Origin of the sequence: Streptomyces sp. NPDC048481 (assembly GCF_043200075.1) — a bacterium.
In the GTDB taxonomy this organism is placed as follows: domain Bacteria; phylum Actinomycetota; class Actinomycetes; order Streptomycetales; family Streptomycetaceae; genus Streptomyces.
This window is the reverse complement of record NZ_JBICXC010000005.1, coordinates 24,448-51,237: the sequence shown is the minus strand read 5'-3', so window position 1 is coordinate 51,237 and position 26,790 is coordinate 24,448. Positions and strand designations below refer to the sequence as shown.

General features: G+C 72.4%; 23 protein-coding genes. 12 read left to right on the top strand and 11 right to left on the bottom strand.

What is annotated here, in order from left to right:
• Positions 1-41: 41 nt before the first annotated feature.
• On the bottom strand, positions 42-1,580 hold the full coding sequence (locus ACGFSH_RS17190; RefSeq protein ID WP_393349263.1) for a peptide MFS transporter: 1,539 nt from the start codon (positions 1,578-1,580) through the stop codon (positions 42-44).
• Positions 1,581-2,104: 524 nt separating this feature from the next.
• Here ACGFSH_RS17190 and ACGFSH_RS17185 point away from each other — a divergent pair.
• Complete coding sequence (locus tag ACGFSH_RS17185; protein WP_069768534.1) at positions 2,105-2,782, top strand: response regulator transcription factor; 678 nt, start codon at positions 2,105-2,107, stop codon at positions 2,780-2,782.
• Positions 2,783-2,913: 131 nt separating this feature from the next.
• Positions 2,914-4,188, top strand: a complete 1,275-nt coding sequence (locus ACGFSH_RS17180) for an ATP-binding protein (protein WP_393349261.1) — start codon at positions 2,914-2,916, stop codon at positions 4,186-4,188.
• Between the two features lie 45 nt (positions 4,189-4,233).
• On the opposite strand, the gene ACGFSH_RS17175 is transcribed toward ACGFSH_RS17180, so the two are convergent.
• On the bottom strand, positions 4,234-4,749 hold the full coding sequence (locus ACGFSH_RS17175) for a GtrA family protein (RefSeq protein WP_393349259.1): 516 nt from the start codon (positions 4,747-4,749) through the stop codon (positions 4,234-4,236).
• Positions 4,750-4,948: 199 nt separating this feature from the next.
• Here ACGFSH_RS17175 and ACGFSH_RS17170 point away from each other — a divergent pair, with 199 nt between their 5' ends.
• The 4 genes from ACGFSH_RS17170 to ACGFSH_RS17155 all read left to right on the top strand — a co-directional run bounded on the left by ACGFSH_RS17170 (position 4,949) and on the right by ACGFSH_RS17155 (position 9,055).
• Positions 4,949-6,088 (top strand): 5-(carboxyamino)imidazole ribonucleotide synthase, encoded by a 1,140-nt coding sequence (locus ACGFSH_RS17170; protein WP_393349258.1) that lies wholly within the window; start codon positions 4,949-4,951, stop codon positions 6,086-6,088.
• Positions 6,085-6,606 carry a 5-(carboxyamino)imidazole ribonucleotide mutase gene (gene purE / locus ACGFSH_RS17165; RefSeq protein ID WP_393349256.1) on the top strand — a complete coding sequence of 174 codons (522 nt, stop codon included), beginning with the start codon at positions 6,085-6,087 and terminating at the stop codon, positions 6,604-6,606. Before ACGFSH_RS17170 ends, purE begins: the two co-directional genes overlap by 4 nt.
• An 8-nt stretch (positions 6,607-6,614) precedes the next feature.
• Positions 6,615-7,802, top strand: a complete 1,188-nt coding sequence (locus ACGFSH_RS17160) for a dipeptidase (RefSeq protein ID WP_393349254.1) — start codon at positions 6,615-6,617, stop codon at positions 7,800-7,802.
• 143 nt (positions 7,803-7,945) lie between these two features.
• Entirely contained in the window at positions 7,946-9,055 is a 1,110-nt protein-coding gene (locus ACGFSH_RS17155; RefSeq protein WP_393349252.1) for a dipeptidase, read from the top strand.
• Positions 9,056-9,069: 14 nt separating this feature from the next.
• On the opposite strand, the gene ACGFSH_RS17150 is transcribed toward ACGFSH_RS17155, so the two are convergent.
• Both ACGFSH_RS17150 and ACGFSH_RS17145 read right to left on the bottom strand, forming a co-directional pair.
• Entirely contained in the window at positions 9,070-9,474 is a 405-nt protein-coding gene (locus tag ACGFSH_RS17150) for a VOC family protein (RefSeq protein WP_393349250.1), read from the bottom strand.
• Between the two features lie 52 nt (positions 9,475-9,526).
• Entirely contained in the window at positions 9,527-9,886 is a 360-nt protein-coding gene (locus ACGFSH_RS17145) for a VOC family protein (protein ID WP_393349248.1), read from the bottom strand.
• 137 nt (positions 9,887-10,023) lie between these two features.
• Here ACGFSH_RS17145 and ACGFSH_RS17140 point away from each other — a divergent pair, with 137 nt between their 5' ends.
• Positions 10,024-10,533: a CGNR zinc finger domain-containing protein gene (locus ACGFSH_RS17140; RefSeq protein WP_393349246.1), complete on the top strand. Its 510-nt coding sequence runs from the start codon at positions 10,024-10,026 to the stop codon at positions 10,531-10,533.
• A 185-nt stretch (positions 10,534-10,718) separates the two neighbouring features.
• Here the strand turns inward: ACGFSH_RS17140 and ACGFSH_RS17135 are convergent, their stop codons facing one another.
• Complete coding sequence (locus ACGFSH_RS17135) at positions 10,719-12,062, bottom strand: UDP-glucose dehydrogenase family protein (RefSeq protein WP_393349244.1); 1,344 nt, start codon at positions 12,060-12,062, stop codon at positions 10,719-10,721.
• 201 nt (positions 12,063-12,263) lie between these two features.
• Between ACGFSH_RS17135 and ACGFSH_RS17130 the strand changes: the two genes are divergently transcribed.
• Entirely contained in the window at positions 12,264-13,421 is a 1,158-nt protein-coding gene (locus ACGFSH_RS17130; RefSeq protein WP_393349242.1) for an acyl-CoA dehydrogenase, read from the top strand.
• Between the two features lie 148 nt (positions 13,422-13,569).
• Positions 13,570-13,998 carry an SRPBCC domain-containing protein gene (locus ACGFSH_RS17125; RefSeq protein WP_393349240.1) on the top strand — a complete coding sequence of 143 codons (429 nt, stop codon included), beginning with the start codon at positions 13,570-13,572 and terminating at the stop codon, positions 13,996-13,998.
• A gap of 63 nt (positions 13,999-14,061) precedes the next feature.
• On the opposite strand, the gene ACGFSH_RS17120 is transcribed toward ACGFSH_RS17125, so the two are convergent.
• On the bottom strand, positions 14,062-14,622 hold the full coding sequence (locus ACGFSH_RS17120; RefSeq protein ID WP_393349238.1) for an acyl-CoA thioesterase: 561 nt from the start codon (positions 14,620-14,622) through the stop codon (positions 14,062-14,064).
• A gap of 120 nt (positions 14,623-14,742) precedes the next feature.
• Here ACGFSH_RS17120 and ACGFSH_RS17115 point away from each other — a divergent pair, with 120 nt between their 5' ends.
• Entirely contained in the window at positions 14,743-16,023 is a 1,281-nt protein-coding gene (locus ACGFSH_RS17115) for an LCP family protein (protein ID WP_393349236.1), read from the top strand.
• A 113-nt stretch (positions 16,024-16,136) separates the two neighbouring features.
• Here ACGFSH_RS17115 and ACGFSH_RS17110 read toward each other — a convergent pair whose 3' ends face one another.
• Complete coding sequence (locus ACGFSH_RS17110; protein WP_393349234.1) at positions 16,137-17,609, bottom strand: LCP family protein; 1,473 nt, start codon at positions 17,607-17,609, stop codon at positions 16,137-16,139.
• 132 nt (positions 17,610-17,741) lie between these two features.
• Between ACGFSH_RS17110 and ACGFSH_RS17105 the strand changes: the two genes are divergently transcribed.
• Entirely contained in the window at positions 17,742-18,773 is a 1,032-nt protein-coding gene (locus ACGFSH_RS17105) for a glycosyltransferase family 2 protein (protein WP_393349232.1), read from the top strand.
• A gap of 27 nt (positions 18,774-18,800) precedes the next feature.
• Here the strand turns inward: ACGFSH_RS17105 and ACGFSH_RS17100 are convergent, their stop codons facing one another.
• The 4 genes from ACGFSH_RS17100 to ACGFSH_RS17085 form a co-directional block, all read right to left on the bottom strand.
• Positions 18,801-20,462: an LCP family protein gene (locus tag ACGFSH_RS17100; RefSeq protein WP_393349230.1), complete on the bottom strand. Its 1,662-nt coding sequence runs from the start codon at positions 20,460-20,462 to the stop codon at positions 18,801-18,803.
• An 80-nt stretch (positions 20,463-20,542) separates the two neighbouring features.
• Entirely contained in the window at positions 20,543-22,318 is a 1,776-nt protein-coding gene (locus ACGFSH_RS17095; RefSeq protein WP_393349228.1) for an LCP family protein, read from the bottom strand.
• A 242-nt stretch (positions 22,319-22,560) separates the two neighbouring features.
• Positions 22,561-23,793 carry an LCP family protein gene (locus tag ACGFSH_RS17090; protein WP_393349226.1) on the bottom strand — a complete coding sequence of 411 codons (1,233 nt, stop codon included), beginning with the start codon at positions 23,791-23,793 and terminating at the stop codon, positions 22,561-22,563.
• A gap of 305 nt (positions 23,794-24,098) precedes the next feature.
• Positions 24,099-24,857, bottom strand: a complete 759-nt coding sequence (locus ACGFSH_RS17085; protein ID WP_393349225.1) for a TIGR03089 family protein — start codon at positions 24,855-24,857, stop codon at positions 24,099-24,101.
• Between the two features lie 140 nt (positions 24,858-24,997).
• Here ACGFSH_RS17085 and ACGFSH_RS17080 point away from each other — a divergent pair, with 140 nt between their 5' ends.
• A complete protein-coding gene (locus ACGFSH_RS17080; RefSeq protein ID WP_393349223.1) occupies positions 24,998-26,605 on the top strand; it encodes a peptidoglycan recognition protein in 1,608 nt (535 codons plus the stop codon).
• Positions 26,606-26,790: the final 185 nt, after the last annotated feature.

The following is a 26,790-nucleotide window of genomic DNA, read 5'->3' as shown; positions in this document are numbered from 1 at the left end:
CACCTGTCCGGTGCGGCGGCCCCTCTCGGTGTGACGGGACGTCAGTGGACGTCGCCCATCAGCGACTTGACCTTCCGGCGGTACATCCACACCGCGACGCCCGCGAGGGCGGCGAGGGCGGCCTCGCCCAGGACCGCGGGAGTGCCGCCGAGGTCGACGCCCGCTATGGCCGGGTTGGACAGCAGGCTGGTGACGGAGTCGCCCGCGGTGACCGCGAGGAACCACACGCCCATCATCTGGCTGGCGTACTTGGCGGGGGCCATCTTCGTGGTCACCGACAGGCCGACCGGCGAGAGGCACAGCTCACCCACGGTCTGGATGAAGTAGATGCCCACCAGCCACATCGGGCTGACCGCGGTGCCGTCGGACGCCATGGCCAGCGGGACCAGGAAGAAGAAGAACGAGACGCCGACCAGGATCAGGCCCATCGCGAACTTCACGATGGTGCTCGGCTCCTTGCCGCGGCGGTTCAGCCACACCCAGACCCAGGCGAAGACCGGGGCGAGCGCCATGATGAACAGCGGGTTCAGCGACTGGTACCAGGAGGACGGGAAGTCGAAGCCCAGCAGGGAGCCCGAGGCCTTGCCCTCGCCGAAGGCCTGGACCGTGGACGCGCCCTGGTCGTAGATCATCCAGAAGACGGCGGCCGCGACGAAGAACCAGATGTAGCCCGTCATCTTCGACTGCTCGACGACCGACAGCTCCTTGTCGCGCTTGATGCGCAGCAGCACGCCCGCCGGGATCACCAGACCGATGACCGTGAGCGGGATCATCGCCCAGTTCAGCGTGAAGTGACCGGTGAACCCGACGACGCCGTAGAACACGGTTCCGGCGATCAGCCAGAGCAGGCCCTTGCGCAGCCAGTCCGCGCGCTCCTCGGCCGCCAGCGGCTTCGGGACGACATCGCTGCGTGGGCTCAGGTTGCGGGTGCCGAGCAGGAAGGTGGTGAGGCCGATCGCCATGCCGACCGCGGCCAGGCCGAAGCCGAGGTGCCAGTTGACCTCCTGGCCGACCGTGCCGATGACCAGCGGGGCGAAGAACGCGCCCGCGTTGATGCCCATGTAGAAGATGGTGAAGCCGCCGTCGCGCCGCGGGTCCTCCGGGCCGTCGTACAGGTGGCCCACCATGGTGGAGATGTTGGCCTTGAGCAGGCCCGAACCGGCCGCGACCAGCGCCAGGCCCGCGAAGAACGGCGCCTGGCCGCCGGGCAGCGCCAGCACGAGGTGACCGGCCATGATCGTCACGGCCGCGATGGCGACCGTCTTGCGGGGGCCCCAGACGCGGTCGCCCAGCCAGCCGCCCGGCATGGCGAGCAGATAGACCATCGCCGAGTAGACGGAGACGATCACCGTGGTGGTGGCCACGTCCATCGCCAGACCGCCGCCCATGCTCCCCTTGCCGGCGCCGGGGCCGCCGGAGAGCAGGTAGACGGTGAGCAGAGCCTTCATGCCGTAGTAGGAGAACCGCTCCCACATCTCGGTCATGAAGAGAGTGGCCAGTCCGCGGGGGTGGCCGAAGAAGGTCTTCCCGGAGCCGGGGGTGCCCGGGCGGACCGAGTCCTTCGTCAGGCTGGACGCCATGTCGTTCCTTGCTGCTCGGGACGCGCCGCGCTCAACGCGCCGCGCGCCCGGTGGGGGGCGGCCGGCACCGGCGGACCGCCTCGTCCGCCCCTACGCCCGGGGGGAGTCCGCTCCGGGTCTCGAAGCGGTGGACGGCGGTCACCGGGATCCACGCCCCCTCGCGTCGGGGGCCCGGCCACAGGTCATTCCTTTCGGGGCCGGCGGGAACCGGCCCGCACACAAAAGAGACCCTCGGCGTCAAGCGGACCGCCAAAGGTCCCTGTGTACTACAGGCGTTCTTTCACCATACGGCAGCACAACGCCGGATATGGAAGGACTTGAGACGCGGATCACAGGTGATCATGGAACCGTGGCGGCGTTTCGAAGGTCTGAATCATCCTGCCATCCCCCGACCACAGGTCCGTACCAAGATCGACGACGCCGCCGCCCTCGGCGGGTGTCCCGGCTGTCCGGCATGTCCCCAGGTAAGAAACGGCGTCGGCGATCACACTTCGGCCCCTGCCCGCGCGGACTACCATCAGCTCATGACCCGTGTACTGCTCGCCGAGGACGACGCGTCCATCTCGGAGCCGCTGGCCCGCGCCCTGCGCCGGGAGGGCTACGAGGTCGAGGTGCGCGAGGACGGCCCCACCGCACTCGACGCCGGAATGCAGGGCGGCGTCGACCTGGTCGTCCTGGACCTCGGTCTGCCCGGCATGGACGGCCTGGAGGTCGCCCGCCGGCTGCGCTCCGAGGGCCACGCCATTCCGATCCTCATCCTGACCGCGCGCGCCGACGAGGTGGACACCGTCGTCGGTCTGGACGCGGGCGCCGACGACTACGTCACCAAGCCCTTCCGGCTGGCCGAACTCCTCGCCCGGGTACGGGCCCTGCTGCGGCGCGGCGCCTCCGAGCCCCAGCAGCCGCCCGCCACCCACGGCGTGCGCATCGACGTCGAGTCGCACCGCGCCTGGATGGGCGACGAGGAACTCCAGCTCACCGCCAAGGAGTTCGACCTGCTGCGGGTCCTGGTGCGCGACGCGGGGCGCGTCGTCACCCGCGACCAGCTGATGCGCGAGGTCTGGGACACCACCTGGTGGTCGTCGACCAAGACCCTCGACATGCACATCTCCTGGCTGCGCAAGAAGCTCGGCGACGACGCGGCCAACCCCCGCTACATCGCCACCGTGCGCGGCGTGGGCTTCCGCTTCGAGAAGAGCTGAACCGGTCCCCTGGGGCCGACCGTGCGCGTGCGTCGTCGGGTGCGGGCCGGTGGGGCTGCTCGCGCAGCTCCCCGCGCCCCTGAGGGGGCCGCCAGAACCCGCCTGGAAACGTCACCGCCCCGGAGGGCTCAGTGCGCCGCCGTCTGATCCAGTCCACCCTCGCCGTCGTGCTCGTCGTCATCGCCGTGTTCGGGGTGTCCCTCGTCATCGTCGAGACCCGCACGATCAGCAACAGCGCCCAGGAACGCGTGGACTCCGAGGCGCTGCGGCTGGCCAGCATCGTCGACAGCCGGCTGGTCGGCGCGGAGGACGTCACCGCCGAGATACTGCGCGACCAGGTCACCCAGGACCGCTACGCCGAGATCCGCATCCCCGGCCGGCCGGTCATCCAGGTCGGCGTCCGCCCCGAGGGCGACGTCATCCGGTCCACGGCCCGCGGCGAGGAGGGCGAGAGCGTCCTGGTCCAGGAGCCGCGCTCCACGGTGACCCGGGAGGTCGGCCGCACCCTGCTCATCATCGCCCTGGTGGCGCTGCTCGCGGTCGTCGCGGCGGTGCTGCTGGCGATCCGCCAGGCCAACCGGCTCGCCTCGCCCCTCACCGACCTGGCCGAGACCGCCGAACGCCTGGGCTCGGGCGACCCGCGCCCCCGTCACAAGCGCTACGCCGTCCCCGAGCTGGACCGGGTGGCCGACGTCCTCGACTCCTCCGCCGAACGCATCGCCCGCATGCTCACCGCCGAACGCCGGCTGGCCGCCGACGCCTCCCACCAGCTGCGCACGCCCCTGACGGCGCTGTCCATGCGGCTGGAGGAGATCACCCTCACCGACGACCCGGACACGGTGAAGGAGGAGGCCACGATCGCGCTGACACAGGTGGAACGGCTCACGGACGTCGTGGAGCGCCTCCTGACCAACGCCCGCGACCCGCGCACCGGCTCCGCCGTCACCTTCGACCTCGACGAGGTCATCCAGCAGCAGCTCGCCGAGTGGCGGCCCGCCTACCGGGGCGTGGGCCGCGCCATCGTCAGCTCCGGCAAACGCCATCTGCGGGCCGTGGGCACGCCCGGCGCGGTCGCCCAGGTGCTGGCCGCGCTGATCGAGAACTCGCTGATGCACGGCGGCGGCACCGTCGCGCTGCGCACCCGCGTCACCGGCAACCAGGCCGTGGTCGAGGTCACCGACGAGGGCCCCGGCGTCCCCGCCGACCTGGGGGCCCGCATCTTCGAGCGGACGATCAGCGGCCGCAACTCCACGGGCATCGGCCTGGCCGTCGCTCGCGACCTGGCCGAGGCGGACGGCGGACGGCTGGAGATGCTCCAGGCCCAGCCGCCGGTCTTCGGCCTGTTCCTGTCCCGCACCGCGCCGCAGAAGCGCACCGCACAGGACGAGGAGCCCACGGTCCGCTGACGGGCCCCGCGCCGGACGAAGGGCCCAGGGGGCGCGCGGCGGGGGTCAGCTCACGCGCTGCGCGGTCTGGGGCTCGGGGCGGCGGGACTGCTCGGCCACCGTCAGAAAGGCCTCGGCGTCGGCCACGGCCTCCTTAGCCGGCAGCGCCCGGAACACCCAGGTGCGGTACGACCAGAACCGGAACAGCGTCGCGATGCCGATGCCGACGAACTTGAACACGTTGCTCTGCAGCGGGCTGTCCCAGCCGAACCAGTAGGTCGCCGCGTACAGCAGCCCGTTCTCGATCACCAGGCCCACCGCGCTGAACAGCAGGAACAGCGTCATTTCCCGGGTACGGCCGCTGCGGTCGCGGTCACGGTAGGTGAAGTAGCGGAACCCCACGTAGTTGAAGGCGATCGCCACGACCGTCGCGATGACGCTCGCCCGGACCACCTGCAGATCGGTCAGATGCCGGACGGCGTTGAAGACGCCGAGGTTCACCAGCAGGCCCGCGCCGCCCACGGCTCCGAACTTGGCCAGCTCACGGATGAGCCTCTTCAGCCCCGAGGAACCATGTGCCATGGTCGTACAGGCCCCCGTCCGGGATTCGGTGTCGTCAACCCAGCCATGCTAACCACCACTCTTCCCGGTTTCCTGTGGTCGGGCTCACGGGTCGGCCGCGGGCGGCCGAGATGCGGGAAAACGGCGGGTATGGGGCCGCGGAACAGCCGACGGGAGACGGAGGGATCCGGCCGGGTGGCGTGGCCGATACCCTGGGGGCGTGACGTTCCCGGTAGTCGGCATGGTCGGCGGGGGGCAGCTCGCTCGTATGACACACGAGGCGGGCATCCCGCTCGGCATCAGGTTCAAGCTCCTCAGTGACACCCCACAGGATTCCGCGGCGCAGGTCGTGAGCGATGTCGTCATCGGCGACTACCGCGATCTCGACACGCTGCGCGATTTCGCGCGCGGGTGCGATGTGATCACCTTCGATCACGAACATGTGCCCACCGAGCACCTCCGGGCGCTGGAGGCGGACGGCATCCCCGTGCGCCCCGGCCCGGACGCGCTCGTGCACGCCCAGGACAAGGGCGTGATGCGGGCCCGGCTCGACGCGCTCGGCGTGCCGTGCCCCCGGCACCGCATCGTGAGCGACCCGGCGGACGTCGCCGCGTTCGCGGCCGAGGGAGACGGCTTCCCCGTCGTCCTGAAGACGGTCCGCGGCGGCTACGACGGCAAGGGCGTCTGGGTCGTCGACTCCGCCGAGGAGGCCGGGGACCCCTTCCGCGCGGGCGTCCCCGTCCTCGCGGAGGAGAAGGTCGACTACGTCCGTGAGCTGGCCGCCAACGTGGTGCGCTCCCCGCACGGCCAGGCGGTGGCCTACCCCGTCGTCGAGTCCCGCCAGGTCGGCGGCGTCTGCGACACGGTGATCGCGCCCGCCCCCGGTCTCGACGAGACGCTGGCGCTCAAGGCCGAGCAGCTGGCCCTGAACATCGCCAAGGAACTCGGCGTCGTGGGCCACCTCGCGGTCGAGCTGTTCCAGACCCGCGACGGCCGCGTCCTCGTCAACGAGCTGGCGATGCGCCCGCACAACTCGGGCCACTGGTCGATGGACGGCGCGATCACCTCGCAGTTCGCCAACCACGTCCGCGCCGTCCTGGACCTCCCCCTCGGCGACCCGCGTCCGCGCGCCCCCTGGACGGTCATGGTCAACGTCCTCGGCGGCGACTACCCGGACATGTACTCGGCGTACCTGCACTGCATGGCCCGCGACCCCCAGCTGAAGATCCACATGTACGGCAAGGACGTGAAGCCCGGCCGCAAGGTCGGCCACGTCAACACCTACGGCGACGACCTGGACGACGTCCTCGAACGCGCACGTCACGCAGCCGGTTACCTGAGAGGCACGATCACCGAATGAGCCCAGTCGTAGGCATCGTCATGGGGTCGGACAGCGACTGGCCCGTCATGGAGGCCGCAGCCCAGGCCCTCGACGAGTTCGAGATCGCGTACGAGGTCGACGTCGTCTCGGCGCACCGCATGCCGCGCGAGATGATCGCGTACGGCGAGCAGGCGGACGGCCGCGGACTCAAGGCGATCATCGCGGGCGCCGGCGGCGCGGCCCACCTGCCCGGCATGCTCGCCTCCGTGACCCCGCTGCCGGTGATCGGCGTCCCCGTCCCGCTGAAGTACCTGGACGGCATGGACAGCCTGCTGTCCATCGTGCAGATGCCGGCCGGCGTGCCCGTCGCCACCGTCTCGGTCGGCGGCGCGCGCAACGCCGGACTGCTGGCCGCCCGCATCCTCGCCGCCCACGACGAGGACCTCCTCGCCCGGATGCGCGACTTCCAGCAGGAGCTGAACGACCAGGCCACCGAGAAGGGCAAGCGCCTGCGCGCCAAGGCCGAGGGCTCGAACGGCTTCGGCTTCGGGAAGTGACGGCACCGGTGACACAGTCCGCCTCGCTGGACACGGCCCGCGAGCTCCTGCGCGAGTTCCCGGTCGTCGACGGCCACAACGACCTCCCCTGGGCGCTGCGCGAACAGGTCCGCTACGACCTCGACGCCCGCGACGTCGCCCAGGACCAGCACGCCCACCTGCACACCGACATCCCCCGGTTGCGCGCCGGCGGCGTCGGCGCGCAGTACTGGTCGGTGTACGTGCGCGCCGACCTGCCCGACGCGGTCCCGGCGACGCTGGAGCAGATCGACTGCGTTCGGCGGCTCATCGCCCGCCACCCGCGCGACCTGCACCCGGCGCTGACGGCCGCGGACATGGAGACGGCCCGCGCGCAGGGTCGCATCGCCTCGCTCATGGGCGCGGAGGGCGGCCACTCCATCGCCAACTCCCTCGGCGTGCTGCGCGGCCTGTACGGCCTCGGCGTGCGGTACATGACGCTCACCCACAACGACAACGTCGACTGGGCGGACTCCGCCACCGACGAGCCCAGGGCGGGCGGGCTGACCGCGTTCGGCCGCGAGGTCGTGCGCGAGATGAACCGCGAGGGCATGCTCGTCGACCTCTCGCACGTGGCGGCGACCACCATGCGCGACGCGCTCGACACGAGCGTGGCGCCGGTGATCTTCTCCCACTCCTCCGCGCGGGCGGTGTGCGACCACCCCCGCAACGTCCCCGACGACGTCCTGGAGCGGCTGCCCGCCAACGGCGGCATGGCGATGGTGACGTTCGTGCCGAAGTTCGTCCTCCAGGCGGCGGTCGACTGGACGGCCGCGGCCGACGACAACATGCGCGCCCACGGCTTCCACCACCTCGACACCACCCCCGAGGCGATGAAGGTCCACCGCGCCTTCGAGGAGACCCGCCCCCGCCCGGTCGCCACCGTCGCCACGGTCGCCGACCACCTCGACCACATGCGCGAGGTGGCCGGCGTCGACTGCGTCGGCATCGGCGGCGACTACGACGGCACGGCCTTCACCCCCGAGGGCCTCGACGACGTCTCCGGCTACCCCCGGCTGATCGCGGAACTCCTGGACCGCGGCTGGTCCAGGGCCGACCTCGCCAAGCTGACCTGGCAGAACGCGGTACGGGTGCTGGGCGCGGCCGAGGACGTGGCGCGCGGCCTGAAGGCCACGCGCCCGGCCTCCCACGCCACGATCGAGTCCCTGGACGGCTGACAGGCCCTAGGCCTCGGGGCACACGGGCGGGCCGGCGCGACCGGCCCGCCCGTGCGCGTACCCCCGAACGCCCCGTCCACCAGGAAGCGCGCCGCCCGCCGTGCGACGGTGACCGTACTGCTGACCGACGTACGGAGACCGTCATGGCCGACCTCCAGGACGAACTGCACGCCCTCCCCGAGGCCGGCGAGCTCCCCGACACGGCGCGGACGGCGCCCTGCGCCCCGCAGCCGCCCCCGCGCGGCACGACCGCTCCGCTGGAGCGCGCCGAGGCCCTCCTCGCCGCCCATCCCGTGGTCGACGGCCACAGCGGCCTGCCCCGGGCGCTGCGCGACCTGCCCTGGTACGACCTGCAACTCGGCGAGAGCGGCGTCGACACGGACGTGCTCCGGCTGCGCGAGGGCCACGTGGGCGCGCTGCTGTGGTCGCTGCGGCTGCCCGAGCGCTCCGCGCGGGAACGGGCGGTGGGCGCCACCCTGGAACAGCTGGACCTCGTCCGGTCGCTGATCGCCGCGCATCCCGAGGCGCTGCGGCTGGCCCGCAGCGCGGGACAGGTCATCGACGCCCGCAACTGCGGCCGGGTCGCCGTCGTCCTCGGACCGGCCGGCGCCGCCGCGCTGGACGACTCCCTGGGCATCCTGCGGTCGCTGCACTCCCTCGGGCTGCGCGTCCTCACCCTGGCCGGGGCCTCGTGGGCGGGCGAGGCGGGGCTGACCCGGTTCGGCGAGGAGGTCGTGCGCGAGATGAACCGGCTCGGCGTGCTCGCCGACCTGTCCGGCGCCTCCGACGCCACGGCCGGCCGTGCCCTGGCGCTGTCCAGGACGCCGGTGCTGTGCACCCGCTCCGGCGCCCGCGCCCTGCGCGCCCACCCCGACAATCTGTCCGACGCGCTGCTCGCCGAGCTTGGCGCGGCGAAGGGGCTGTGCCTGGTGCCGTCCTCGCCCGAGCGGACCGGGCCGGACGTGCGGGACGTGGCCGACCATCTCGACCACGTCCGCGCGATCGCCGGCCCCGAGAGCGTGGGCCTGTCCGGCGCCCACGCCCGCGACGACGCCCCCGACACCGTCCCGGCCTACCCCTCGCTGATCGCCGAGCTGCTCGAACGCGGCTGGCCGGAGCCCGACATCGCGCTGCTGACCTGGGGGAACATGCAGCGGGTCCTGCGCTCGGCCGACTTCGCGGCCCGTGCGGCCCGCGAACGCCGCAAGCCGTCGACCGTGCGCATCACCGAACTGGACCCGCCGGACGCCTGAGCCGGCCCCCGCGCTCAGGCCAGGGGCTGTTCCACGCGGCACAGGCAGAACGGATGGCCGGCCGGGTCGGCGTACACCATGAAGTCCTTCTTCTCCCGGTCCTCCAGGTCGAGCGGGCGCGCGCCCAGCTTCAGCACGCGCGCGTGGGCCTCGTCCATCTCCTCCCAGGTGGCGCCGCCGTCCAGGTCGAGGTGGAACTGCTGGGGGTTGCGGTCGGCGCGCGGCCACTCGGGCGGGGTGTACCCCTCGACCTGCTGGAAGGCGATCCGGGGACCGCCGGGCACGTGCAGAACGAACCAGTCGTCCGCCCCGTCCTCGGCCTCGGGCGTGCCGCCGAGGACCGCCGCGTAGAACGCGGCGAGCGCGCGCGGATCGGGACAGTCGAGGACGACGGAGCGGAATCGGGCGACGGGCGGCATGGGACCCTCCTGGGCGGGCGCGGGACGACGGACCGTGGCCGCCGCTGCGGTCTCAGCAGCGGCACAGGCAGAACGGGTGCCCAGCGGGGTCGGCGTACACACGCCAGCCGCGCGAGCGGTCCTGCGCGTCCAGCGGCTTCGCGCCCAGCGCGAGCACGCCTTGCTCGGCGGCGTCCAGGTCGGCGACGGTCAGATCGAGGTGGAACTGCTGCGACCGCTCCGGCGCGGGCCACTCGGGCGGGACGAAACCGGGGGCGGCCTGGAAGGCCAGCGAGCGGCCTTCGGGCGTCTTCACGTTCACCCAGTCCCCGTCGCCCTCGACGGTGCCGCCCAGCACCTCGGCGTAGAACCCGGCCAGTGCGCGCGGGTCGGGACAGTCCAGAACGATCTGGCCCAGCTCGGCGAGTGCCATGACTTCCTCCATGGAGTCGGAATCGGCTTCCTGCCCGTCGCCGGTTACCTGTAGAGACCGGCAACTGGTAACGGTTACCGCATACTGGCCCATTGCCGGTAACGTCGCAAGCCTCTTCTGGCGGTACCGTCGCAGGCATGAGTGACAGATCGGCCGCCCCCGGAGCCCTCGCCCTGGTGGAGTCCCTGGTCAACACGCTGGACGTCGCGTCCGGCGCGGACGCCCTGGACACCGCGCGGGGACGCGAGCGGTTCGGGCTGGCCGAGGACGAGGTGGAGCAGGCCCGCACCCTGCGGGAATCCCTGAGAGCCGCCCTGCTGGCACACGCCGGGCACCCTCCGCACCGCGCGGTGACACCGCTGGGCGAACTGCTGGCGTCCGCGCCCCTCGTGATCGCCGTCGACGAACACGACGGCTCCGCCCGCCTCGCGCCCTCCGGCCCCGACGGCGGCGCCCCGCTGCTGTCGCGCACGGCGGCCGCCGTCGCCCAGGCGCTGGTCGACGGCACCTGGACCCGGCTGAAGGCCTGCGAGGCGGCGACCTGCCACTGGGCCTACTACGACCGCAGCCCGGCCGGCCGGGGCCGCTGGTGCTCGATGCAGGTGTGCGGGGCGCGCGCCAAGATGCGCCGCTACCGGGCGAAGTAGCCCGCCGACCGGCGACGGGCCGGTTCAGGGGGCGGGACCGGGTCGGGTCAGGGGCCGATTCAGGGGTGGTTCGGGGCCGGTTCAGGGATGGTTCACCGGCCGGGCCGCCGCCCGGTGGTGCAGAATGCACCAAGACGCCGGTTCGGCCGACTGAGCCTCGGCCGAACCGGCGTCGCCTTCGCCCGCTACGCCGTCGGGCGGCCCATGGCCCGGTAGGTCCAGCCCGACTTGCGCCACAGCTGCGGATCCAGCGCGTTGCGTCCGTCCAGGATCAGCCGCGTCGCCGCGACCTCGCCGAGCGCCGCCGGATCCAGGTCCCGGAACTCCCGCCACTCCGTCAGGTGCAGCACCGCGTCGGCGCCCCGGACGGCGTCCAGCGCCGAGCCGGCGTAACCCAGGGTCGGGAAGAGCCGGCGCGCGTTCTCCATCCCCTTCGGGTCGTACACGGTGACCTGACCGCCCTGCAGATGGATCTGCCCGGCGACGTTCAGCGCCGGCGAGTCGCGGACGTCGTCCGAGTCCGGCTTGAAGGTGGCACCCAGCACGGCGATCCGCTTGCCCAGGAACGACCCGCCCCCCAGCTCCTGCCGCGCCAGCTCGACCATCCGCCCGCGCTGGCGCATGTTGATCGAGTCGATCTCGCGCAGGAAGGTCAGCGCCTGGTCGGCCCCCAGCTCACCGGCCCGCGCCATGAACGCGCGGATGTCCTTCGGCAGACAGCCGCCCCCGAACCCGATCCCCGCCCGCAGGAACTTCTTGCCGATCCGGTCGTCGTAGCCGATCGCCTCGGCCAGCTTGGCCACGTCGCCGTCGGCCGCCTCGCACACCTCCGCCATGGCGTTGATGAACGAGATCTTGGTCGCGAGGAAGGAGTTGGCGGACGTCTTCACCAGCTCCGCCGTGGGGAAGTCCGTCACCACGAACGGGGTGCCCTCCGCGACGGGCGTCTCGTACACCTGACGCAGCAGACTCTCGGCCCGCTCGCTGCGCACCCCGACCACGATCCGGTCCGGGTGCAGAGTGTCCTGCACCGCGAACCCCTCCCGCAGGAACTCCGGGTTCCAGGCCAGCTCGGCGTCCTCGCCGGCCGGCGCGAGACCGGCGATCATGCGCGCCAGCCGGTCCGCGGAGCCCACCGGCACCGTCGACTTGCCGACGACCAGCGCGGGCCGCGTCAGATGCGGGGCGAGGGAGGCGAGGGCGGACTCGACGTACGACATGTCGCACGCGTACTCGCCGTGCTTCTGCGGCGTGTTGACGCAGACGAAGTGGACGTCGCCGAACGCCCCCACCTCGGCCCAGTCCTGGGTGAACCGCAACCGCCCGCTCGACCCCTCGAAACCGGCGACGTGCCGGCGCAGCAGCTCCTCCAGACCCGGCTCGTACATGGGCGTCTCACCGCGTTCGAGCATCTCGATCTTCTCGCGGACGACGTCGAGCGCGAGCACCTCGAAGCCCAGCTCGGCCATGGCCGCGGCGTGCGTGGCGCCGAGATAGCCGGTGCCGATCACGGTGATCTTGAGGGCCATGGATGCTCCTGGTGGGGGTTGCCGTCGCTGCGCGCCCGAGCATAGCCGTGGCGTGTCGGCGCCCCCCACCGGGCAGTTCGCCGGTGCGGGAGCCCTGTCGCCAAACTCACGTACCACGGGCATCGGGGAGACCATTAAAATTTGAGTTACTTAACGGTAATTAGCGTCGGTAACGCAGCGTCTTTGGAGTGTGAGGACACCTTGGCCGGATCGGCTGACTTCGACCTGTACCGCCCGTCCGAGGAGCACGACATGCTCCGCGACGCCATCCGCTCACTGTCCGAGGCGAAGATCGCGCCGTTCGCGGCCGTGGTGGACGAGGAGGCCCGCTTCCCCCAGGAGGCGCTGGACGCGCTGGTGGCGAGCGACCTGCACGCCGTGCACGTCCCCGAGGAGTACGGCGGCGCGGGCGCCGACGCCCTCGCGACGGTCATCGTGATCGAGGAGGTGGCCCGCGTGTGCGTGTCCTCCTCCCTCATCCCCGCCGTGAACAAGCTGGGCTCGCTCCCGGTGATCCTCTCCGGCTCCGAGGACCTGAAGAAGAAGTACCTTTCGCCGCTGGCCAAGGGCGACGCCATGTTCTCGTACGCCCTCTCCGAGCCGGACGCGGGCTCGGACGCGGCCGGCATGAAGACGAAGGCGGTCCGCGACGGCGACCACTGGATCCTCAACGGCGTGAAGCGCTGGATCACCAACGCCGGCGTCAGCGAGTACTACACGGTCATGGCCGTGACCGACCCGACGAAGCGCTCGAAGGGAATCTCCGCGTTCGTCGTCGAGAAGTCCGACGAGGGCGTCTCCTTCGGCGCCCCGGAGAAGAAGCTGGGCATCAAGGGCTCCCCGACCCGCGAGGTCTACTTCGACAACGTCCGCATCCCGGCCGACCGCATGATCGGTGAGGAGGGCACGGGCTTCGCGACCGCCATGAAGACCCTGGACCACACCCGCATCACCATCGCCGCCCAGGCTCTCGGCGTCGCCCAGGGCGCCTTCGACTACGCCAAGGGCTACGTCCAGGAGCGCAAGCAGTTCGGCAAGCCGATCGCCGACTTCCAGGGCATCCAGTTCATGCTCGCCGACATGGCCATGAAGATCGAGGCCGCGCGCCAGCTCACCTACGCGGCGGCGGCCAAGTCCGAGCGCCTCGACTCCGACCTCACCTTCCAGGGCGCGGCCGCCAAGTGCTTCGCCTCGGACGTCGCCATGGAGGTCACCACCGACGCCGTCCAGCTCCTCGGCGGCTACGGCTACACCCGCGACTACCCGGTCGAGCGCATGATGCGCGATGCCAAGATCACGCAGATCTATGAAGGCACGAACCAGGTCCAGCGGATCGTGATGGCGAGGAACCTTCCCTAAGGCCCGTCCGCGGGGACTGCCCGCCCCGGCTCGCCGCCTCGCCCCTCGTCCGCTCGCCGGGCGAGGGGCGAGGCGCGTGTGGTGGACGGGCCGGCGCCGGTCCACGATGGAGGCGGGAGGTGCGCCATGTCGCGCTTACGACGGGCCGGTGCTGCGCCTTCGGCGGGTGCTGCCCGCCGCGCCGCCGGCCGTGTTCCGGGCCCTGACCGAGCCGGTGGAGCTGGCCCGCTGGTGGGGACCGGCCGGGTTCACGATCCCCGACGCGCGCGGTGACCCGGAACCCGGCGGCGCCTACCGCATCACGATGCGGCCGCCCGAGGGGCCGGAGTTCCACCTCGCCGGGGAGTACCTCGCCGTCGACCCCCCGCGGCTGCTGCGCTGCACCTTCCGCTGGGAGGAACCCGACCCCGAGGACCGTGAGACGGTCGTCACGCTGACCCTGCGCGCCCGGCCCGGCGACGAGACCGAGCTGGTGCTGACCCAGGAGGGCTTCGCCACCGAGCGGCGGCGCGCGCTGCACGAGGACGGCTGGGGCGAGGCCCTCGGCAAGCTGGCGGCCCTGCTCGCGCAGCCCTGAGGCCGGACGCCGGCGCGGGTCCGGTCGTCGGCGCAGACCGCGGCTGTCGCAGGGGGCCCGCGGTCAGTCCTCGAAGCCCTCGGCCACCCGGCGCTCGCGCAGCTCCATGATCGCCCGGCGGCGGGCCAGGCGGTGGGTGCGGCGGATCTGGGCCTCCTGGTAGCGGCGTTCGTCACGCTCGGTCTCCGGGAGGACCGGCGGGACGGCGCGCGGCTTGCCGTCGGCGTCGACGGCGGCGAAGACCAGGTAGGCCGAGCCGACCTGGGTCGCGGGGGCCGACTCGTTCCAGCGCTCGGCCAGCACCCGCACCCCGACCTCCATCGAGGTCCGGCCGGTCCAGTTGACCTGTGCCTTCACATGGACGAGGTCGCCGACGCGGACCGGCTCGAGGAACGCCATCTCGTCCATGGAGGCGGTGACGGCGGGGCCGCCGCTGTGCCGGCCGGCCACCGCGCCCGCCGCGTCGTCGACGAGCTTCATGATCACCCCGCCGTGCACCGTCCCCAGCAGGTTGGTGTCGGCGTGGGTCATGATGTGGCTGAGGGTGGTGCGGGACGCGGATGTGGGCTTGCCCGGGATGTCCGAGGTGCTGCCCGAGTCCGCCGCGGTGACCTGGTCTGTCATGTCCTCCACCTTATGCCGAGGGGGACAACCCGGGACTTTGTGTCAGCTTGGCAACAGGGCGGCCCTGATTCTCCGACGACCCTTGTACGGCACAGTGCCCTGCCCTGCACACTGGTCCGCATGAACGATTGGCCCGAGGGATGGTCCGACAGGGACCGCGGCAACCGGTACGGCAGCGGCAGCGCCGGCGCGCAGCCCGAGAGCGCTCGCGTCATGCGGCAGATCCGCCGCGGCCCGGCCGCGCCGCCGCAGGGCGCCGGCGTCCCGCAGCAGCCGTCGTACGTCAACGGCCAGGGATACGGCGACTACACCGACGCCCGGCAGACCGGATACGACAGCGGCTACAACACGGGCCAGGTCTACGGGGGCGGCGGTGACCCGGGCGGGCCCGGCGACGTCGGCCCGCGCGCCCCGCGTCCCGCGCCGAACTGGCGCCGCCGCATCAAGTGGACGGCGATCACCCTCGTCACCGTGCTCGTAGTGACGAGCGTCGCCACCTACTTCTGGGCCGACGGCAAGCTCAGGCGCGAGGTCGACCTGTCGAAGGTGATCGACCGGCCCGAGGGCGGTGACGGCACGAACTACCTGATCGTCGGCTCCGACAGCCGGGACGGCATGTCCGCCGAGGAGAAGAAGAAGCTGCACACCGGCTCCGCCGAGGGCAAGCGCACCGACTCGATGATGATCCTGCACGTCGGGTCCAACGGCGACACCCTGGTCTCGCTGCCGCGCGACTCCGACGTCGAGCTCCCGTCGTTCGTCGGCTCCGAGTCCGGCAAGACGTACAAGGGCACCGGCCGGCACATCAAGCTGAACGCCGCGTACGCCACGGACGGGCCCGAGCTGCTGGTGCGCACGATCGAGTTCAACACCGGCCTGCGCATCGACCACTACGTGGAGATCGGCTTCGCCGGCTTCGCGAGCATCGTGGACGCGGTCGGCGGCGTCGAGATCACCATCGACAAGGCCTTCAAGGACAAGTACTCGGGCGCCGACTTCCAGGCGGGCAAGCAGAAGCTGAACGGCGAGGAGGCGCTGGCCTTCGTCCGGACCCGGCACGCGTTCGCCGCGTCCGACCTCCAGCGCACCAAGAACCAGCAGAAGTTCCTCGCGGCCCTCGCCCACGAGGTGGCGACCCCCGGCACGGTCCTGAACCCCTTCAAGCTCTACCCGACGATGAGCGCGGGCCTGGACTCCCTCATCGTCGACAAGGACATGGGGCTGTACGACCTGGGGTCCATGTTCTTCGCGATGAAGGGCGTCAACGGCGGCGACGGCACCTCGCTGAACATGCCGATCTCCGGCTCGTCCGGCGGCAACCTCGTCTGGGACAAGGCGAAGGTCAAGCAGCTGGTGAACGAGTTGAACAACGACGAGAAGGTCACCGTCTCCGGCAACTGAGGCCGGGGCGGGCACAGTTCAGGGGCGCCCCCTCGGGGGGGCGCCCCTGAACTGCGTTGCGGGGGAGCGAGGGGGCGCCGGTCACCGGCGCCCGCGCGCCCGTCGCGCGCTCCTCACGGGCTCCCCTGGGCACACCCCACCTCGTCGCCCCGGACGACCCCGAACCCGCCCTGTTCCGCGTCCGCCGCCCGCACCCGGCGCACCTGCCGGAAGTCCGCGCCCGCGATCACCTTCAGGGTCGGCCCGAGGCCGGGTACGGCGCGCAGCTCGCTGCCGGGCAGGGCGGCCGCCAGGGACTTCGCGGAGCGGTCCCAGCGGGGGTCGTAGGCGACGACCGTGCGCCGCAGGGCGGGGCCGGCCGCGGCGACCGGCTGCCGGGTCGCGCGAAAGCCCGCCGCCGCCAGCGCCGCGTCCACCCGCCGTCCGAGGCCCGGCGTGCGGGTGCCGTTCTCGACCTGCACCCGGATCTGCTGCGGCGCCACCGGCACCCGCACCACGCGGCTGCCACTCGCGCGGGCCGTCGCCGCGAGGGGCTCGTCGTCGCGCAGGGACGCGAACAGGCGGGCCGACTTCACCGGGTCCCACTTCAGCGTCGAGCCGATCCCCTTCACCAGGTATCCCATCCGGCCGATGGGCACGGTGGCGAACTCGGAGGAGGCGGGGGAGAAGGAGCGCATCGCCCGCCCGAGGTCGAGCAGCTCGTCCGCGCCGAAGCCCCGGTCCGCCCGCACCGAGCCGAGCACGGCCCGTGTGACGTCGCGGAACCGCAGCGGGTTCAGCAGGACCCCGGAGGACGTCGCCCGGTCCACCAGGGCCGCCATGAACCGCTGCTGGCGTTTCATCCTGCCCAGGTCGGAGGAGGCGTCCGCGTGCCGGGAGCGCACGTACTGGAGCGCCTCGCCGCCCTGGAGGACGTGCCGGCCCGGCGCCAGGTCCAGGCCCGTGTACGCGTCCTTCAGGGGCAGGGCCGTGCAGATGGGCACGCCGCCGAGGACGTCCACCGTCTTCATGAAGCTGGTGAAGTCGACCTCCAGGTAGTGGTCGATCTTCAGGTGCGTCATGTTCTCGACCGTGCGGACGGTGAGCTGCGGCCCGCCCTCCGCGTAGGCAGCGTTGAGCCTGATGGGGTGGCCGCCGTGCTCCTTGCCCGTCACCTGGTCGGTGTGCGGGGGCGTCAGCGCGTACGAGTCGCGCGGGAGGCTGACCACGCCGGCCCGCTCCCGGTCCGCCGAGATGTGCACGATCATGATCGTGTCGGTGCAGTGGCAGGGGGCTCCGCCCAGGCGGTACCGGCGGCGTTCCTCCGGGGTGATCCGGTCGCGGCCGTCGGTGCCGACCAGCAGCACGTTCATGCCGTGACCGGCGCGCGGACGGTTCTTCATGTCCTTGAAGGGGTCGACCCGGGCGATGCCCGCGTCGAGGCTGCTGATCACCGAGTGACCGATGCCGGCGGCCGCGAGGAGCACCACGGACAGCGTGGTCGCCGCCCGCACGGCCCAGCGGGGCCGCCCGCGTCGGGCGGGGGCGCGCGGCGCGGGGCGCCGCGGGTGGGGGCGGCGCGGGAACCGGGACGGGGTGACGGGCATACGGGGCACCTCCGGGCGGCGGCCGTGGGGCGGTGGTGGCCGTTGGAACATAGGCCCATACGATCGGCCGACCGGTGCAGCGCACCCGGCGGGGCGGGCCGTGTCCCCCGTTCGCGGTAACGTGAGCCCCCTATGAACGCCAAGCCCGACGTGCAGCTCCCCGCAGTGTCCGTCATCATGCCCGTCCTCAACGAGGAGCGGCATCTGCGCGGAGCCGTCCAAGCGATCCTCGCGCAGGAGTACGCCGGCGAGATGGAGGTCGTGATCGCCATCGGTCCGTCGACGGACCGTACGGACGAGATCGCGGCCCAGCTCGTGGCCGAAGACCCGCGCGTGCACACGGTCCCCAATCCCACCGGCCGTACGCCCGCCGCCCTCAACGCCGCGATCAAGGCCTCGCGCCATCCGGTCGTCGTCCGCGTCGACGGGCACGGCATGCTCTCGCCGAACTACATCGCCACCGCCGTGCGGCTCCTGGAGGAGACCGGCGCGCAGAACGTCGGCGGCATCATGCACGCCGAGGGCGAGAACGACTGGGAGCACGCGGTCGCCGCGGCCATGACCTCGAAGATCGGGGTCGGCAACGCCGCCTTCCACACGGGAGGCCAGGCCGGTCCGGCGGAGACGGTGTACCTCGGCGTCTTCCGGCGCGAGGCGCTGGAGCGACAGGGCGGCTACAACGAGGAGTTCATCCGCGCCCAGGACTGGGAGCTGAACTTCCGGATCCGCGAGGCGGGCGGGCTGATCTGGTTCTCGCCCGAGCTGAAGGTGTCCTACCGGCCCCGCCCCAGCGTCAGGGCGCTCGCCAAGCAGTACAAGGACTACGGCCGTTGGCGGCACGTCGTCGCCCGCTACCACGAGGGCTCCATCAACCTGCGCTACCTCGCGCCGCCGGCCGCGGTGTGCGCGATCGCGGCCGGGATCGTGGTCGGCGCGACGCTCACCCCGCTGGGCTTCGTGATCCCGGCCGGGTACCTCGCGGCGATAGCGGCGGGCTCGCTGCCGGCCGGCCGCGGACTGCCGGCGAAGGCCCGGCTCCAGATCCCCGTCGCCCTGGCCACCATGCACATGTCGTGGGGCTTCGGCTTCCTGACCAGCCCGAAGGCGCTGGCCAGGAAGGTCATCGCGTCCCGGCGGCCCGCGGTCCTCAGCGACGCGCGCTGAGCACCGCGGGATCCCGCCCGGCCCGGACTACCAGGTGTAGTCCGGGTCGACGTGCATGCACTGCCCGGTGTCGGAGGCGTTGATCGCGCCGGCCGTGTCGGGCGTCTTGTCGTTCTTCACCGGCGCCTTGTAGCCCGCCCCCGAGCGCCAGTCCGCGCCGACGACGACGGTGACGCCGGACACCTCGGTGGACTTCTTGACCTGGGCCGCCGGGATGCCGAGGGCCTTGGCGACCGCAAGCGCGTCGCCCTGGAGGTCGGCGCTCGGGTAGCTGACCACCGTCTTCGCCACGGCCGTGGCCGGCGAGGTGTCCGCGACGGCCTTGGCGAAGCCCTTGCCGGCCAGCGCGTCCTTCACCGCCGTGGCCCGCCCGCGGACCGCGCGCTCGGTCCCGGTGGACGTGCCGTTGTGCACCTGCACCGCGATCTCGCCGCTCGCGGCCGCCGGGTCGGCGACCGCCGTCGGCGCGGGCGCGGCCGTCGCCTTGCGGGCGTCCTTGCCGTCCAGGGCGATGTCCTCGCGCACCAGCCGGAACAGCTGCCCGGCGTCGTCGGTGGGCACCACCCGCTCGCCCTGGTAGCGGTTGGGCATCGTCGTCATCGTGATCCGGTCGGTGGGCACCTTCTGCAGCTCGCCCGCCAGGTCGTACATCTTGCCGATGGTGTCCAGGCCGTCGTCGACCGTGATCGCCTTGGTGGCCGCCTCGGCGAGCTTGCGCAGCTTGTTCGGGTTGGTCAGCTTGGCGCTGGCGCGCAGCTCGCGGACCATCGAGTTCATGTACATGTGCTGCGCCTTGGCGCGGGCGAGGTCGGTGTCGTCCTCGAAGCCGTAGCGGGTGCGCAGCCACTGGAGGGCCTGCTCGCCCTTGACGGGGTGCGTGCCCTTCTCCAGCCTGAGGCCGGAGCCCTTGCCTGAGCTGGTGTGCGAGTGGACGTTGGCGTCCACGCAGACCGGGACGCCGCCGATCGCGTCCGCCATCGAGACGACACCGGCGAAGTCGATCATCATGAAGTGGTCGATGTGGATGTCGGTGAGCTTCTCCCAGGTCGCCACCGTGCAGCCCGGCCCGCCCCGGCTGAGCGAGGCGTTCGTCATCTCGTGCCGCAACGCCGGGTAGCTCTTCCCGTCGTCGGGGTCGGTGCACTTGGGGATGTCCAGCAGCGTGTCACGCGGCATGCTCACCACCGACATGTTGCTGCGGTCCGCCGAGACGTGCAGCAGCATCTGGACGTCCGCGAGCGGGGGGCCGCCGAAGTCGTACTTGGCGCCGCCCAGCTTCTGGTTGGCCTCGGTGTCCCGTGCGTCCGACCCGATCAGCAGGATGTTCAGCGCGGTCTGCCCGGCAGAGTTGGCCTTGGTGCCGGCCGCCCGGTCCTTGGCGTCGCCGATGTTCAGGTCGTCGTGCTTGATGTTCGCGTTGAGGTGCTCGTAGTAGAGGTATCCGGCCCCCGCGCCGCCGAGTATGACGACCGCCAGCACCGTCGCCGACCAGCGCAACGCGCGTCGACGCCGGCGTCTGCGGTCCGTCTCCCGGCCGCTGCGCCGTCCGCCGCCGCGTCTGCCGTCCCCCTCGGACGCGGCCGTGTCGCCCGGTTCCCGCCCGGCCGAAGACGTCGCGTCCCCGGTCGTCGCGGACGCCGCATCCTGTGTCGCGGAAACGTTCCCCCGCACCCCGCTGCTCCCCGTCATTGCCCTGCCCCTCCCCGCCGTGCGCCTGACACGGGCCCGTCCCGCGTCCAGTCAGACGCACGACGGGCCCGAAGGGTTACCTACTTGGCGCACTGGACCTTGTCGGCCGTGGACTTCTGGACCGAGTCGGGCACCTTCGCCGGCGCCGTGAGCGAGACGCCGGCCCCCTTGAAGTCCTTGCCCAGCGTCAGTGTCATGGTCGGCAGACCCTGCGCGTTCTGCACGCTCCGGCCCGGCTTCAGCGCCGTGCCGGGCAGCCCCATGACCGCGGCCAGCTTGCGTGCCTGCGCGGCCTGTTCGGGCGCGTACTCCAGAGTGGTCTTCGCCAGCGCCGCGGGTGCGTTGCCGGCGTTCTCGGACTTCGTCACGCCCTTGTCGTTCTGGAGCCAGTTGAGGGTCTCCTGGGCGCTGCCGGGGGGCGCTCCGCCGTTCATGACCTGCACCCGCACCTCGGAGGCGGCGGACTGGGAGCCCTTGAGACGGGCCGCGGCCGCCTTGGCCGCCGCGTTCTTCGAGGCCGCCGCCTGCTGCTTCACCGCGGTGAAGGAGACGTCGTCCCGGATCATCTGGAAGACGGTCGGCGCCGCGGAGTCGTCGAGGACGACGGTGGCCTTGACCTTCTCGGCCGGGTTGTCGACGACCGGCACGGTGGTGAAGGTCAGGTTCTTGATGTCGAGCTTGCCCAGCTCCATCCCCAGGTCCTTCAGCTTGTTGATGCTGTCGAGCTGGGAGTCGACGGTCAGCGCCTTGGTGCCCGCCTCCGCCAGTTTGATCATCTTGGTGGGGCTGGTGAGCGTGTCGTTCGACTTCAGCTTGCGCATCAGCGCGCTGAGGAACTGCTGCTGGATCTGGATCCGGCTCAGGTCGCCGCCGAAGCCGACCGAGTGCCGGGTGCGCACGAAGGCGAGCGCCTGCTCGCCCTGGATCAGGTGGGTGCCCTTCGCCAGCTTCAGGTGGGAGTCGTCGTCGTCGATGTCCTTGGCCAGGCACACCTCCACCCCGCCCACCGCGGTGGTCAGCGTCTTCACCGCGTTGAAGTCGGCGACCATGAAGTTGTCCGCCTGGATCCCGGTCAGCTCGGTGACGGTGCGCACGGTGCACGACGGCGTACGGCCGTCCTGCCCGAGGCTGGTGTTGAAGCGGACGTGGTCCGTGCCCTTGATGACCTTCGTGGTGCCGTCCTCCTGCTCGGTCTGGCAGTCCGGAACGTCCACGATCAGGTCGCGCGGGATGCTCAGCGCGGTCGCGTTCGTGCGGTCCTTGGAGACGTGCAGCAGGATCGTGGTGTCCGCGTGGCCGACGCTGCCGGAGTCGCCGTAGCCCTCGTTGCCGGAGCCGGTGCGCTTGTCCGTGCCGATCACCAGCAGGTTGATGGCCTTGTCCTTGCTGAAACCGCCGGTGCTCGCGCCGTCGTCGGAGACGGAGGTGATGTTGTCGTTGAGGTGCTTGAGGTACAGGTAGCCCGCGCCGGCCGTGCCCACGACCACGAAGGCCATGATGCCGCCGGTCCACACCAGGACCTTCTTCGCCCGCGACTTCTTCTTCACCGGCCGCCGGCCACGCCGGCTCGCGGGCTCCTCCGCCGGCGCGCCGCGGCGCCGGCGCGGGCCGGGCACGTCCGCGCCCGCCGCCGCGTTCGCGGGCGACGACGACGGCGCGTGCCGGTCGGGCTCGGCGGCGCGTGCGCGCGCCGGGCCCCCGTTCCCGCCGCCGGAGGCGGATCTGCGGGGTCCGGGCACCGGCGACTGCGCTGCGGAACTGCTCAGTCGCAGTTCGTATTCACCGGTGTCCGGATTGAGCACCCATTGGTCTGCGGGGTCGATGTCATCCGCCCGCCCACGGCCTTGCGCGTCCACGGTTGTCCGAATCCTCCGTCGGGGCCACGCGGCGCCTTTCCCCCTCAAGGCGCTCGGGTCTCGGTCACACGGTGCGCGACCCCAGGAAGGACCTCGCGGCCGGGTGCACCGGATCGCTCACACTATCCGCCCGATTCGGCGTCGAGCGACGGCCGTGACAAATTCCACGCCCCTACAACCGGGCAATCCGCCCTATTTCTTTGAACTCCTGTTCGCCGGGTGGGCTCGGCTTGGCAAGCGCTTTACCCGCAGCCGTCCTCGGCGGCGGTGTTCCCGCGGAACGTGGGCGTCGCGGGGCCGGGCGAAGCCGCCCCGGACGCCGCGCCGTTCGCCTCCGGGGGCGGATACGGTCCGTGATCACCCGACTCCGCAGGGGCGGACGCCGAGGGATGTGCCCGGGAGACCGCCACCGGCCTGTCCGTCCGCAGCCGGGCGAAGAGCCTCTCCGCCTCCGGCTCCACCAGTTGGTCGCGATTGGCGTTGTAGACGTACGACTCCCGCGGAACGGTCAGGAATTGCACATGTTCGGTGGGAATGTCCCGCAGGCCCCGCACGAGTTCGTACAGACCGCGCAGACTCGCCAGGTCCGGATCGGTGGTGAGGGAGGACGTGGCCGCGTCCAGCACCGGATACAGCTTCACCGGGTTCAGCAGGACGTCATTGCTCTGCACCTTGTTGACGAGCGCCCCCAGGAACCGCTGCTGCCGGTCCATCCGGCCGGTGTCGCTGCCGTTGCCGAGGGACTTGCGGGCACGCACGTATCCCAGCGCCTGCTCCCCGTCGAGCGTGACCCTCCCGGCCGGCAGCCGCAGCCGGGCCGCCTTGTCGCTGATCGGCTCCGAAAGGCACACCTCCACCCCGTCCACCGCGTCGACCATGTCCTTGAACCCGCCGAAGTCGACGACGACATGATGGTCGATCCGGATCCCGGTCAGCTTCTCCACCGTGCGGATCGTGCAGGCCGAACCCCCGGCCTGGAAGGCGTAGTTGAACATCGCGAACATCGGCTCGGTGCGCTTCCCGTCCGGCCGCCGGCAGCCCGGCACGTCCACCATCAGGTCCCGCGGCAGCGAGACGGCGGTGGCGCTGCGCCGCCCGGCCGCCAGATGCAGCAGGATCGTCGTGTCCGACCGCTCGGTCCCCGAATCGCGCCCGTACTCGTCGTTGCCGTCCCCCGACCGCGAGTCCGACCCGATCAGCAGGACGTTCTGCGCACCCTTCACCAGCGAGGTCGGCCGCTCCTTCGCGTACCGCGCCAGCTCCGCCGCGGCCGCCTCGTCGGGCGTGATGTTCCCGTCGAGCTTCGCGTAGACCGCCCACCCGGCCACCCCGGCCCCCAGGACGATCACCGCCACCGCCCCCGCCCCGTAGCGCGCCCACCGCCGCCGGCGCCGCCGCGCGAGCCCGCGCCCGTCGGCGGACGCCCCCGCACCCGGCCCCAGGAGCCCGCCGTCGCGCCTCTCCGAGTGCGTCACGTCCGACCCCCTCCCGCTCCCGTCCAGCCGTCCTCCCGCCCCGGCCGCACGAACGCGTCCAGCCGTCCCTGCGCGGAGCCGTCCCTACGACGATGACGCGAACAGGACGAAAGGGACCTCGCGAAGCGACCGGACGGGTGACACGAGCCCCCGTCCCGGAGGCAGACCGCACCCCTGCGAGGGGGCGAACAGGCAAGCGAGCGGCGAAGGACCACGGCTGCCGCCGGGGCGGCGCCCGGGTTCAGCCCTGGTGGGGGCGGTGCGGGGCCGGAGGTTTGTTGCCGCCCCGGCTGCCGCGGGGGCGGCTAGCGGGCCGTCGCCGTCACCCGCTCGCTCTCCACGCGCTGGGCGACCGTCTCCTCGTCGGCCTGGGACAGGTTCCGGCACAGCACCACCGAGCCGCCGCTCGCCAGCGGCGCGTACAGCCCGGCGCTCAGCCCTTCCCAGGTGCCGTACGGCAGCCCCGACAGCAGCCGGGAGCCGGGGCCGGTCAGTCCGAGTCCCGCGGCCTCGGCTCGCGCCCGCTCCACGATCTCGGCGCCGGTGTACTCGGCCCCCGCGACGATCAGCGCGGGCTCCTCGGGGTCCACCGGGGCGTACGGGGCGAACCGGTCCCCGAAGCTCGGGACGTCCACGGCGTAGTCGTCGTACCCCTGCGGAGGGCCCGGCACGAACCGCCGGCCGAGCGGGGCGAGCGACAGCGCGTACCGCTCGCCCCGGCACGCCAGCCCCGCCTCGAAGCTCCCGGGCCCGGCCACGACGAAGTCCGCCCGCGACGGATCCCCGGCCATGTCCGCGACGACCCCGGTCGAGGCGCACGCCAGCAGCCACACCGCCGTCTGCCAGTGCGCGGGCAGCAGCAGCGCGACCCGGTCGCCCGGCTCGGCGGACAGCCCGTCCTGGATGAGGTTGGCGGTCTTGGCCACCCAGTTGGCGAAGGTGGCCACGGACAATTCGACGCGCTCGCCCGTGGCGTCGTCGTAGAACGTCACCAGGGGGCGCGCGGGATCCGCGGCGAGTGCGGAACGCAGCAGGTCGGCAGGGGTGCGATCGGTGGCAGTCACCCGCAGAAGGGTACGCGCCGCCCCCGGCGCCGCACCGGCCGCCGGGCCCGCGCGGAGCCACCGGTTCGGCGGAACGGACGCCGACGGCCCGTCAATTCCCCGATGGACAGATATGTATGGCTATGTCCAGGATCGTTGGCATGCGTGGATTGCTTGCTTCCTCGATCGGCGTCACCTGCGCGGCGGCTCTCGCCCTCCCGCTGACGCCGCCCGCCGACGCGGCGACGGTGCGACCGGCACCGGCCGCGGAGGCGGCGTCCGCCGGGACCGCCGGGGCCACGAGCCCCGGCGCCCGGACCGCCACAACCCGCTCCGGCGCGACCGGTGTTCCCGGCCGCCCCGGACTGCCCGACGCCCCCGCTCTCCCGGGCGGCACCCAGTCCCTGCCGCTCGCCCCCCTCGCCGACCGCGCCCTCGGCGCCGCCCCCGGCCTGGGACTGTCCCGCCGGGAGGTGCACCGCTTCTCCCTCCTCGGCGTCGTCTGGGACGACCCCTCGGCCGAACTCCACGGCCGCGTCCAGGTCCGCACCCGCCCGGCAGGCTCCGACGCCTGGTCCGGCTGGCAGGACGTCGAGACCCACAACGCCGACCACGGCGCCGACCCCGGCACCACCGAGAGCGCCTCGGGCCGGACCCACGGCGCCACCGCCCCCCTCTGGGTCGGCGACTCCGACGGCGTCGAGGTCCGCGTCCGGCCGCAGACCGAACGCCGCACCGAGGAGACGGGCCGCGGCGCCCGCACCCTCTCGACCGTCGCCCCGCTCCCCGCCGGCCTGCGCCTGGACCTCGTCGACCCGGGCGAGGCCGCCCCCGGTCAAGCCCAGGCCGGCCCCCCGCACAGCCGGTCGCTGTCCCCCGACGCCGACCCGCCCGGCGAACCGGGTGAACCCGGTGAACCGGGCGAACCGGGACCCGTCGGCGCCGAGGCGGCCGGCGGGACGGACGGGTCGGCGAAGACGGCCGACGCGTCGGCGGAGCTGCCGGACGGCCTGTCCGCCGAGGCCGTCGAGGCCTCCGCCGCCAACGAGGCCCTCGCCCCGTTCGGCGCCCTGGAGATCCCGGGCCTGGACCGCACGGCCACCGAACGCGAACTCCTCGCCCTGCGCGGCGGCGAACTGACGCAGGCCCAGCGGGCCACCCCGTACATCGGCCCGCGCCCCAGCATCGTCACCCGCCGCGGCTGGGGAGCCGACGAGAGCCTGCGCGAGAGCGGCTTCCGCTACACGACGAAGGTCAAGGCCGCGTTCGTGCACCACACGGCGTCCGGCAACGGCTACACCTGCGCCCAGGCCCCCTCCGTCATCCGCGGCATCTACCGCTACCACGTCAGGAGCATGGGCTGGCGGGACATCGGCTACAACTTCCTCGTCGACAAGTGCGGGAAGATCTACGAGGGCCGCGCCGGCGGAGTGGCGAAGGCGGTCCTCGGCGCCCACACCCTGGGGTTCAACACCAACAGCATGGGGATCGCCGTCCTCGGCACCTTCGGCAGCGCCAAGCCCAACGCCGCCACGGTCGACGCCGTCGCCCGGCTGACGGCGTGGAAGCTCGGCCTCTTCGGCGCGAACCCCAAGGGGAAGACATACCTGACGTCCGGGGGTGGCAACCTCTACGGAAAGGGAAAGAGCGTACGACTGAACGTGATCTCGGGTCACCGGGACGGCTTCGCCACCGAATGCCCCGGCAAACAGCTCTACGGCAAGCTCGGCTCGGCCCGCTCGACCGCGGCGCGCTACCAGGGGCGCTGAACCGGTCTGCGCATGCGGGAGCTCCGGGGCCGGGCGGGCCCCGGAGCTCCCGTGCTCCCGAGGGCCGGACCGTGCATCCGAACGGCCGGACCGCGCGTCCGGACGGGGGCACCTTGCGCCGCCGTCGGGGGGACAGCGCGCCGGGACCGGGACGGAACGCCCCCGGCCTGGAAGTCGCCACACAA